General features: G+C 58.9%; 9 protein-coding genes. 1 reads left to right on the top strand and 8 read right to left on the bottom strand.

Features of this window, described 5'->3' with window-relative positions:
• Window positions 1-58: 58 nt before the first annotated feature.
• The 7 genes from menE to elaB form a co-directional block, all read right to left on the bottom strand.
• Window positions 59-1,468, bottom strand: a complete 1,410-nt coding sequence (gene menE / locus ACSZO1_RS20230) for an o-succinylbenzoate--CoA ligase (RefSeq protein WP_437615869.1) — start codon at window positions 1,466-1,468, stop codon at window positions 59-61.
• Window positions 1,456-2,424 carry an o-succinylbenzoate synthase gene (gene menC, locus ACSZO1_RS20225; RefSeq protein ID WP_437615867.1) on the bottom strand — a complete coding sequence of 323 codons (969 nt, stop codon included), beginning with the start codon at window positions 2,422-2,424 and terminating at the stop codon, window positions 1,456-1,458. Before menC ends, menE begins: the two co-directional genes overlap by 13 nt.
• Entirely contained in the window at window positions 2,424-3,281 is an 858-nt protein-coding gene (gene menB / locus ACSZO1_RS20220) for a 1,4-dihydroxy-2-naphthoyl-CoA synthase (RefSeq protein WP_437615865.1), read from the bottom strand. The genes menC and menB overlap by 1 nt, the downstream gene beginning before the upstream one ends.
• Window positions 3,268-4,047, bottom strand: a complete 780-nt coding sequence (gene menH, locus ACSZO1_RS20215) for a 2-succinyl-6-hydroxy-2,4-cyclohexadiene-1-carboxylate synthase (RefSeq protein ID WP_437615863.1) — start codon at window positions 4,045-4,047, stop codon at window positions 3,268-3,270. Before menH ends, menB begins: the two co-directional genes overlap by 14 nt.
• Window positions 4,044-5,714 (bottom strand): 2-succinyl-5-enolpyruvyl-6-hydroxy-3-cyclohexene-1-carboxylic-acid synthase, encoded by a 1,671-nt coding sequence (gene menD, locus ACSZO1_RS20210; protein ID WP_437615861.1) that lies wholly within the window; start codon window positions 5,712-5,714, stop codon window positions 4,044-4,046. Before menD ends, menH begins: the two co-directional genes overlap by 4 nt.
• 74 nt (window positions 5,715-5,788) lie before the next feature.
• Window positions 5,789-7,078 (bottom strand): isochorismate synthase MenF, encoded by a 1,290-nt coding sequence (menF, locus tag ACSZO1_RS20205; protein ID WP_437615859.1) that lies wholly within the window; start codon window positions 7,076-7,078, stop codon window positions 5,789-5,791.
• Window positions 7,079-7,437: 359 nt separating this feature from the next.
• A complete protein-coding gene (gene elaB, locus ACSZO1_RS20200; protein ID WP_437615857.1) occupies window positions 7,438-7,746 on the bottom strand; it encodes a stress response protein ElaB in 309 nt (102 codons plus the stop codon).
• A gap of 362 nt (window positions 7,747-8,108) precedes the next feature.
• Between elaB and ACSZO1_RS20195 the strand changes: the two genes are divergently transcribed.
• Window positions 8,109-9,767: a glucan biosynthesis protein D gene (locus ACSZO1_RS20195; protein ID WP_437615855.1), complete on the top strand. Its 1,659-nt coding sequence runs from the start codon at window positions 8,109-8,111 to the stop codon at window positions 9,765-9,767.
• 71 nt (window positions 9,768-9,838) lie between these two features.
• On the opposite strand, the gene ACSZO1_RS20190 is transcribed toward ACSZO1_RS20195, so the two are convergent.
• Entirely contained in the window at window positions 9,839-10,291 is a 453-nt protein-coding gene (locus tag ACSZO1_RS20190) for a GNAT family N-acetyltransferase (RefSeq protein ID WP_437615853.1), read from the bottom strand.
• Between the last annotated feature and the right edge of the window lie 51 nt (window positions 10,292-10,342).

Here is a 10,342-nt window from a genome sequence, read left to right as displayed (position 1 = left end):
AGGATAGCTTATCGGTAGCTAACCGTCCCTCCATCCACATGACCAAGCGTTGCACTTATTATCTGAATTCGCGATTAACCCACTGAATTAATGTCCGGCGCGGTAATTTAATGCCTCCCGCGCTGAGATCGGCGGGTAAATCAAACCACTGCACCGGTTGCTGAAATTTTGCCAGCTGACAGGCCGCCCACTCAGCAATCGCATCGAGGCGGGTATTATTATCCCTTTCCAGCAGCGCCACCGGGCGCTGACCAAATTCGGCATCGCTGACCGGCACCACCCATGCCTGCGATACCGCCGGATGCCTCAGCAGGAGTCGTTCAATCTGCTCGGGCTGAATCCCCTCGCCGCCGCTAAAAAACTGATTATCCAGCCGCCCGCAGAGATGCAGCTCACCGTCACGCCATATCCCGGCATCACGGGTATGCAGCCAGCCGTGCTCATCCACCAGCGGCAGCAGTTCACCTTCCTGCCAGTAACCGCAGGCCAGCGCCGGCGAACGCAGCCACACTTCGCCCTCTGCCAGCTGAAGCTGCGCCTCGCCCAGCAACTGCCCGACGCCATCCCGACCGTTGGTGCGCTTCGCGGCAATGGTCGACGCCGCTTCGGTCATGCCGTAACCGCACCAGCAGCGAATGCCTGCCGCTTCCGCCCGCTGCGTCAGTTCCGCCGCAATGGTCGCGCCGCCCAGCAGCACATTCTCCAGTCCGGCAGGCACAGGCTCCTGTTGCAGCAGACGCCACAGCTGAGTCGGCACCAGCGAGGCAAAACTGCAGCCTGCCAGCGCCTGCGCCAGTGGCAGTTCCGGCGTCACTTTCAGGGTCGCGCCGGTCAGCAGCCAGCGCCAGATGATCCCCTGACCGGAAACATGGTACAGCGGCAGTGATAACAGCCAGCAGTCGCTGGCAGTAAATGACATCAGCGCCACCACACCACGCGCACAGGCGAGATGGGCTGCAAAGCTGTGCGCCGCCGCTTTCGGTAACCCGGAAGAGCCGGACGTCAGCGTCAGCGTCGCCAGACTTTCACTCTCCCACTGATGATGCGCACAACCGCTGGCAGCGCGCAGTGCCAGCACTTTCAGCGGGACTGACGGCAAGGGGGTTTCCAGACAAAGCACAAAATCAAGATTCAGGCGCGCCAGTACCGGCGCAGTTTGCCCGTCCGGCAGCTGTGGATTGAGCGGTAACAGACGCGCGCCGCACTGTAACAGCGCCAGATACGCCAGCAGCGCCTGCGGGCTGTTTTTGCTTTTCAGCACCACGCCGCTGCCCGGCTGAACACCCTGCTGACGAAAGCCAACCGCCAGTTCGCTCACCTGCGCCGCCAGCTGACGCCAGTTCAGTTCACCACTGGCAGTCACCAGCGCCGTTTCACGGCTGTGCACATGTGCCCAGTGCTGCCAGGGCCAGTCGCCAAAGTGCTGCACGTTATTCTCTGCCGCCGCGGGGGCGCTTAGCGATGCCATATCGCCTCCTGTTCCGTCAGCGTCTGCAACGGCAGGGAGATGTCAGGCCAGCGGCGCTGCAGCTGTTGTTGCAGTAAATGCAGCGTATCGAGGCCAGGCAGCACATCAGGCGTCAGCCAGTGCGCCAGTCGTGCCAGCTGCGTCAGCGCGAGGCTGGATTCGATAGCGGAGCTGATCACCACCGTTAAGCCCTGCTGCTGCGCATGGTGAATTAACGCCTGTACTTTGGCGATGCTGCCGGTCAGTGTTGGCTTCACCACCAGCGCACTGACACCCGGTTCTGCCGTCACCTCAAACCCGGCCTCGCGCGCGCTTTCATCCCAGGCTATCGCCATACCGCATTCCACCGCAAACTGGCGTGACTCCGCAGGCGTGCGGCAGGGTTCTTCGATAAACACGATACGGCTGCGAAGTGGCGCAGGAATATAACGGGCAAACTGACAGGCTTTCTCCAGCGTCCAGCTGCGATTCGCATCCAGCCGCAGCTGCAACACCGGCAGCGCTTCCAGCAGCAGGCAGGCGAGCATACCGTCGCGCGCGGCTTCATACAGCCCGACTTTCATTTTCGCCACCTGATGTGGCAGCGCCTGCAGGCGGCTAAACAGTTCATCGGGGTCGCCCGTGCACAACGCTGCGCTGTGATAGCTGCCCGTCTGCGGCAGTGTGTCTGCCAGCTCGGCCAGCGCACAGCTGATACCAAACGCCACCGACGGCAACGTGCTGTCCGCTGGATTCTGCCCTGCACACCAGCGAGCCAGCCAGGTTTCGGCCGCCAGCTGTGCGCAGCACAGCTCTTCCACACTAAAACCCGGCAGTGGGGCAATTTCGCCCCAGCCTTCACGTTCGCCCTCGCGCACACGCAATACCAGCCCTTCACGCTGTTTCAGACGCTGGTTACGCAGCACCACGCCAGCGTCCAGCGGAATGGCATAACGCCAGAGGGTGGCGGTGCGCATCAGGGATTACGCCGGAATTTGCTGAAGTCAGGCTGACGTTTCTGGTTAAAGGCGTTGCGCCCTTCCTGCCCTTCGTCAGTCATATAGAACAGCATGGTGGCGTTACCCGCCAGTTCCTGCAAACCGGCCTGGCCGTCGCAGTCGGCATTCAGCGCGGCTTTCAGGCAGCGCAGCGCCATCGGGCTGTTTTGCAGCATTTCACGGCACCAGCGCACCGTCTCTTTTTCCAGCTGCGCCAGCGGCACCACGGTATTCACCAGCCCCATCTCCAGCGCCTGCTGAGCGTCATACATGCGGCACAGGAACCAGATTTCACGCGCTTTTTTCTGGCCGACAATGCGCGCCATATAGGATGCGCCCCAGCCGCCATCGAAGGAGCCCACTTTCGGCCCGGTCTGACCAAACTGCGCGTTATCTGCCGCAATGGTCAGATCGCACATCATATGCAGCACATGACCGCCGCCGACCGCATAACCCGCGACCATCGCCACCACCGGCTTCGGACAGGTACGGATCTGGCGCTGGAAATCGAGCACGTTGAGATGATGCACACCGCTGTCATCCTGATAACCGCCGTAATCGCCACGCACTTTCTGGTCGCCACCGGCACAGAACGCCTGTTCGCCTTCGCCCGTCAGCACGATAACGCCGATGCCCTCATCATGGCGCGCGTCGTTCAGTGCCAGCAGCATCTCTTTGACCGTCAGCGGACGAAAGGCATTACGTACCTGTGGCCGGTTGATGGTGATTTTGGCAATGCCATCCAGCGACTTGTGGTAGTAAATATCGACAAAATCGCCGCTGCAGTCGCGCCACTCCACCGGAGCCGTCAGTTGCTGTTCATCAGGATAGATCATGGTTACTCCTTAAAATACGCGCCAGCTGCCAGCTGAAGGCGGCAGGGTTGGCGCGATGGCTGTTATGTCCCGCCGCCGCAATGGTGCTGAGCGGCAATGATTTCTGGCGGGCAAGCTGCTGAAATTTGTGATCCCATTCGCCACACAGATAGTGGAATGGCAGGCGGAACTGCTGCAGTTCCGGCAGTAAATCGGGTTGCTGGCTCAAAGAAGTGACGCTGAGCATCGACGCCAGTGCCGGAGCATAGCTGGCGGCACGCGCCTCAATCAGTTGCTGACGCTGACGCGCGCTGAGCTCGGCAAACAGTGGCTGGGCGTACCACTGCGCCAGGGTCAGGCGCAGCGGCTGCGCAGAAAAGCGATCGACCCAGCGCCGATCGTCACGCTGACGGGTAAGACGCTCAGATACCGCGCTTAACCCCGGATGCGCGGCTTCAATCACCATGCCCAGCAACCCGGCACTGGCGGCACGAGTGGCGTAGTACATCGCCACCCGGCCCCCCAGCGAATAGCCGATCAGCCAGTAGCGATCGACCTGATGCGCCTGCAGGGTGGCGTTCAGCCTCTGGCACAATTCATCAAAACCGCTGACGCTCTGCGCGGCGGAGCCACCATGCCCCGGTAAATCAATACTCAGCAGCGGCCAGTCGCCGAATGACTGTTGCACCTCCTGCCAGTCAGCGGCGCTGCCCAGAAAGCCGTGCAGCCAGACCAGTACCGGTTTGCTGCTGTGATGATGTCCCTGCCAGCGCGCGTGCAATATCATAATGCCGCCACCTGGCTGACCAGTTGCTTATAGGTTTGCGCGCCGTTTTCCGCCTCCACCACCAGTTCAATCAGGCTGACACCGTCACGCTGCCAGCCTTGTGCAATGTCCTGCTGCAGCGCCTGCCAGTTTTCCGGGCGCGCATAGTGCAGGCCAAACATCGCGGCGGCATGAGAAAAATTGACCTCCTGCGGCATACAGAAGTAGCGTTCACGCTGGCTGGCTGGTGTCGGCAGCATCGAGAAAATCTGCCCGCCATTGTTATTGACGATCACCAGCACCAGCGGCGCGGGCGCATGGCGCAACAGCGCCAGCGCATTAAGATCATAGAGTGCGGAGATATCGCCAAGCAGCACCAGCGTGGGTCGCGGCTGGCCACGCTGCACCCCGGCAGCCGTGGAGAGTAAGCCATCAATTCCGCTGGCACCGCGATTGGTGTAGACCGGATAGCCCGCCGGTAGCTGCGCCAGTGCATCCACCAGCCGCACCAGTAAGCTGTTGCCGAGAAACAGCTGCCCGCCTTTCGGCAGTAACTGCGGCAGACGGTGCGCCAGTTGCGCCTCACCGAACGCTTCACAGGCCGCGACAATTTCACGCTGAGTACGCGCCACCAGCGGTTCCAGCGCTCTGGCCCAGCGCGTATGGCATTGCGGCGGATGCAGGTCGAGCCAGTCATCAATATCCGCGACAATACGATCGCCCTTCAGGTTCGCCGCTTCGCGCCGACCTGCCTGCGGGTCAATCAGCCAGAACGCCGCCGTTTGCAGGCTGGCCTGCCACTGCAGCAGACGTTTGCTGATCAGCCTGCCGCCAAACTGCACCACGATTTCCGCCTGCGCCAGCGTCTGCTGCGCCAGCGGATTACCCAGCCACAGGTCAGCGCCCGGCAGCGGCGTACCGGTTTGCGACTGCGCATCCGCCAGCAGAGGCCAGCCCAGCTGTTGCACCCAGCTGGCAACACGCTGCCCCTGTGCGGCACTCAGTCCTCCGGCGATCACTACGCCGCGTCGCTGTTGCCAGTAGCGCCACTTCTCCTGGGTTTCCACCGTGTGCCACTGGCGATGGTTCACCCAGGGACGCGCATCCTGCCACCAGCCCGCCAGGCTGTCGCGCCAGGTCATAAACTCGCCGTTATCCTCGCCATACAGCGGTTCTGCCAGCGGCACGTTAATCTGTACCGCTCCGGCCTGCTGGTTCGCCAGCAGCTCATCCAGCGCCGCTACCAGCCAGCGCGCAGAAATCTCCGGCGTCGGGCGCGGCAGGTTAAGGGTTGCCGCATGACCGGCAAAGATACCCTGCTGCTCAATCGCCTGGTTCGCGCCACAGCCGATCAGCTCCGGCGGACGATCGGCGGTGATCACCACCAGCTTTTCACCGGTCAAACGCGCCTCAATAACCGCCGGATAGAGATTTGCCACCGCGGTGCCGGAAGTCACAATCAGCGCCACCGCTTCATTGCGCGCTTTCGCCAGTCCCAGCGCCAGATGGCCGAGGCCGCGCTCATCAAAATGGGTGTGGCATTGCAGTTTGCTGTGGCTGGCCGCCGCCAGCGTCAGCGGCGCGGAACGGGAGCCGGGAGCAATGCAGAGATGACGCACGCCGTGGCGTGTCAGGGTTTCCACGATCACTTCACACCAGCGGCGGTTAAAGGTGCTGCTCATCGACATGGTTTCGTCCCGCGTGACAAATGAATCTCAGTATAAAAACAACTGGCAGTACCAGATGTTGATTTACTCCGGTGTTATGGCGACTCCGGCAATAAAAGTGTGGCCAGCGCCGCCGCTTTGTTATCGATCTCCAGCCACTCTTCCGTGGCATCCGAACCGGCAATAATTCCCGCCCCGGCATACAGCCGTACACGGCGGTCTTCCACCAGCGCCGAACGCAACGAAACGCTGAATTCGCTTTTCCGCCGCGACAGATAGCCGAGCGACCCGGCGTACCACTGGCGGGTAAAGGGCTCATGGCGGGCGATAAATTCACGCGCAGGCTGGCGTGGAAAGCCTGCCACTGCGGCCGTCGGCTGTAGATGCGTCAGGCACAGTTCGTCACTGCGCTGGCGCAGTTCACCGTGGATGCGACGGCGCAGATGCTGCACTTTGCGCAGGCTCACCACTTCGGCGGGCATCACATCCAGCCCGGCCACCATGCCCTGCAGGCGCTGGCAGATGTCATCGACCACCAGCAGGTTTTCACGCTGATTTTTATCGTCGTTGCGCAGCCAGTTGGCATTGTCGGTCGCCTGGCGATCGTCGTCGCCGCTGGCGACAGTACCTGCCAGTGCTTCAGTCATCAGCTCACTTTGCTGGCGCAGAAACAGACGTTCCGGCGAGGAGCCGACAAAGGCATGGTGCTGGTCGAAGGCCAGCATAAAGTGGTAGCAGTGATGATTAACGCGGCGACTGGCGGCCAGCAGCGCGGCTGCGCTGACCTGGTGTGAGAACCACAGATCGGTGGCGCGCGCCAGCACCACTTTATCCATCTGACCAGCGGCAATGGCGCTGAGCGCATGGTCGATCAGCAGCGACCAGCCAGGCTGATCCGGTGTGTGTTGCTGGTGCAGCAACTCAGCATCAAGCGCTGTCAGCGGGCGTGATGGTTGTAATCCGGCGAGGAACTGCAGCGCACGCTGAGCGTCGTCGTACAGTGACGTGTCGCTCCACAGGTAGATCTGCAACTGGCAGCCGCTGTCGCTGTGACGCCAGATCAGCCGGGGCAGGAACAGGTAGCTCTGCTGCGCAGCAAAATCGTTCGCGCCCCAGATACGCCAGTCGGCAGGCAGCTGTTCCATCGCGGCCTGCGCCTGTTGCATGGTGCTGAAATGACGCACTTCACCGCACAGCGCCACGCTTTCACGGCCGTTGCGGTGCTGCCACCACAGTTGCGGCCAGCACTGCTGCGCATGCAGCCAGCACAGGGCATCGCTATGGTCGGACATTCTGACGCTCAGCCGCTGATGCCCCGCCTGGCGGTGCGTGACCTGATGCAGGTCATTTCGTAACTGGTTAAGCGCTGCGCTGAATGCTGTCATGACTGGCCTCAAAATTGAGCGGGACAGAATTATCGTAAGCGGTGTTGCAATGATGTTTTTTGATTTAAGGCAGTAAAGCGGGGATTGTTAACAAAAGCAGGATGAATATGGCAGCGATCCCCGGTCTCCGTAAGCAGGGAACACGGTCAGTGGAGAAAAGCGTCCCGCGCCATGGAAGTCGCGGGCCGAGCGGCCATGGATGGCATATTTTGCGTCTTTTCGGAGCTGACCGTGTTCCCTGTGCGGGCTCGGATTTGCAGCAACGGCCAAACACTGTGGTAATGGCAGGAAAGAATTTTGCAGCATCCAGAAAAAAGGGCCGGATTGACCGACCCTGATTGAATCGCTGAGAAGTGGGTTTAACGCCGCAGCAATAAACCCAGTACCAGGCCAACGGTGGCACCAACACCAATACCATGCCACGGTTTTTCATGCACATAGTCATCGGCACGGTTAACCGCCTGTCTGGCGCGGTAGTAGTAAGTGTCTGACGCACGGCTGACGCGCGATTTCACTTCATGCAGTGCCTGCTCGGCTTTGGCTTTCAGCTCGACATATTTCTGATCGGCAGGATCGCCGGAGGCTTTCAGAACCTCTTCCAGCGTTTCCGTCAGTAAAGCCAGATCGTCATCCAGGCGGGTTTCATGCGCTTCTTCAGTTCTCGCCATTTTATTCCTCCGTGTATGAATAACATGCATGTCCACTAACTATAGACAGTTTTTCCCGCCCTGCCGCCGCCAGGCACCAGGAATAGACTGAGATTGCTCTCCCCGTTTCGCGAAAACGGCACAATGGTTCAGGTTGCTGAGCAAAAATGTCGCACCAAACGTAAAGAGAGTTAAATCTGATGTCCGCACAACGGAAAACAGTTCGTTTATGTGATTAATCTGATAAATTTCCTGAGATTTGAATTCCTGTGCCGGTTCGCTGTCGTACCCCCTGTCACCCTGGAAAAACCAGGGATGCAAATGGGGTGCAGAAGCACGACTGTCACTACAAACTCCGTTCAGCAAAGGAAATGATTTCTGGCATGAATCGAAGAATGTTTATGAAAGCGTCAATGGCATTCGCGACCTTAAGCGGTATGTCTGGCTTATCCACGCTGTTTGCGCAGTCCGCCTGGGCAGATGCAGATATTGCTGACGGCGCAGCGGTGCGTTTTGATTTTGACGTTCTGAAAAAAATGGCAGCCGGTATGGCGACCAAACCGTGGGGCGGCGCGCCAGGCCCGCTGCCAAATACGCTCGCCACCATGACGCCACAGGCGTACAACGCGATTCAGTACGATGCGAATCACTCACTGTGGAACGGTAACGGCGACCGCGAACTGGATGTGCAGTTCTTCCATGTTGGTATGGGCTTTAAGCGCCGCATCCGCATGTTTGCTGTTGATGCCGATAACCGGGAAGCGCGTGAAATTCATTTCCGCACCGAACTGTTTAACTACAACAGCGCCAACGTTGATACGAAACAACTGGAAGGCAAAACCGACCTCGGTTTCGCCGGTTTCCGCGCCTTTAAAAAGCCGGAACTGGCGCGGCGCGATATCGTTTCGTTCCTCGGTGCCAGCTATTTCCGTGCCGTGGATGAAACCTATCAGTATGGTTTGTCCGCGCGTGGCGTGGCGATCAACACCTTCAGCAACGGTCATGAAGAGTTTCCGGACTTCACCGCTTTCTGGTTTGAAACACCCAAAGCGAAAGACACCACCTTTACCGTCTACACCCTGCTGGATGGCGACAGCTGCACCGGCGCGTATAAATTCGTGATCCACTGCGAAGATAAACGCGTGGTGATGGAAGTTGAGAAACACATTTACGCGCGCAAAGACATTAAACAGCTGGGGATCGCCCCGATGACCAGTATGTTTAGCTGCGGCACCAATGAGCGTCGCATGTGCGATACCATTCATCCGCAGATCCATGACTCTGATCGCCTGGCGATGTGGACCGGCAAAGGCGAGTGGATTTGCCGCCCGCTGAATAACCCGCAAAAATTGCAGTTCAATGCTTATCAGGATGAAAACCCGCGCGGGTTTGGCCTGCTGCAGCTGAACCACGATTTTAAAGACTACCAGGATGTGATTGGCTGGTATAACAAACGCCCAAGCCTGTGGGTGGAACCGACGGATAAATGGGGCAAAGGCGCCATCAACCTGATGGAGATCCCGACCACCGGTGAGACACTGGATAATATCGTCTGCTTCTGGCAGCCCGCAGAGCCGATCAAGGCTGGCAGCGAGCACCATTTCAGCTACAAACTGTACTGGAGCGGCCTGCCGCCTGTGCGCAGTGGCCTGGCACGTGTTGATGCTACCCGTACCGGTATGGGCGGCTTCCCGGAAGGCTGGGCACCGGGCGAACACTATCCGAATGTCTGGGCACGCCGTATTGCGGTCGACTTCGTCGGTGGCGATCTGAAAGCCGCGGCACCGAAAGGGATTGAGCCGGTGATCAATGTCTCTTCCGGCACTATCAAGCAGGTCGAAATCCTGTTTGTCGAGCCGATCAATGGTTACCGGATTCTGTTCGACTGGTATCCGAACAGCGACGACACCAAACCGGTCGAGATGCGTATGTTCCTGCGCACCAAAGAGGAAACGCTGAGCGAAACCTGGCTGTACCAGTATTTCCCGCCTGCGCCGGATAAGCGTAAATATGTTGACGATCGGGTGATGACACCGGGCTAATGCTATTTTAAACCGTAAGTGAATGAATAAAGCCGGAGAGCAATCTTCGGCTTTTTTATCTTCGGTAAAAGTTAATTCTGCATATCAATATGCGGAATACCGTCTTCGAAATAGACATCACCGATGGGTTTAAAACCGAGATGGAAATAGAAATCCTGCAAATGCGCCTGTGCCGAAAGAGCAATCGGTACACCCGGCCAGTGCTGTTCACAGCTGGCAATGGCCCGCTCCATCAGACGATAACCGAGACTCAGACCACGCGCTTCCAGTGAAATAATCACCCGGCCAATACGCACCGGTTGCTGCAGATTCTCCGGAGTCAGAACACGCGCATAGGCCAGCAGCTTGCCATCCAGTAATCCCAAAATATGGCGGTTGTCACCGGACAGATCGTTACCGTCAATATCCTGATAAACACACTGCTGTTCAACGACAAATACCTGATTCCGCAACGCCAGGATCGTGTATAGCTGCGCAACACTTAAATCGTGATGGTGTACGGCGGATTCAAGTTCGAAGTGCAACGCTAAGCCGCCTGTCTTAACTCTGCAAAGACCACTGAAGGCTGCCGGAAC

This window comes from Erwinia sp. V71 (genome assembly GCF_965644245.1).
In the GTDB taxonomy this organism is placed as follows: Bacteria; Pseudomonadota; Gammaproteobacteria; order Enterobacterales; family Enterobacteriaceae; genus Erwinia.
Note: the sequence above shows the minus strand (reverse complement) of the source record. Positions and strands in the feature narration are given on the sequence as shown.

What these genes read in the sequence shown, in the direction of transcription:
- menB (WP_437615865.1), bottom strand. Translation starts at nt 3,281, where the DNA reads ATGATCTATCCTGATGAACAGCAACTGACGGCTCCGGTGGAGTGGCGC.
- elaB (WP_437615857.1), bottom strand. Translation starts at nt 7,746, where the DNA reads ATGGCGAGAACTGAAGAAGCGCATGAAACCCGCCTGGATGACGATCTG.
- menD (WP_437615861.1), bottom strand. Translation starts at nt 5,714, where the DNA reads ATGTCGATGAGCAGCACCTTTAACCGCCGCTGGTGTGAAGTGATCGTG.
- menF (WP_437615859.1), bottom strand. Translation starts at nt 7,078, where the DNA reads ATGACAGCATTCAGCGCAGCGCTTAACCAGTTACGAAATGACCTGCAT.
- menE (WP_437615869.1), bottom strand. Translation starts at nt 1,468, where the DNA reads ATGGCATCGCTAAGCGCCCCCGCGGCGGCAGAGAATAACGTGCAGCAC.
- menH (WP_437615863.1), bottom strand. Translation starts at nt 4,047, where the DNA reads ATGATATTGCACGCGCGCTGGCAGGGACATCATCACAGCAGCAAACCG.
- ACSZO1_RS20195 (WP_437615855.1), top strand. Translation starts at nt 8,109, where the DNA reads ATGAATCGAAGAATGTTTATGAAAGCGTCAATGGCATTCGCGACCTTA.
- menC (WP_437615867.1), bottom strand. Translation starts at nt 2,424, where the DNA reads ATGCGCACCGCCACCCTCTGGCGTTATGCCATTCCGCTGGACGCTGGC.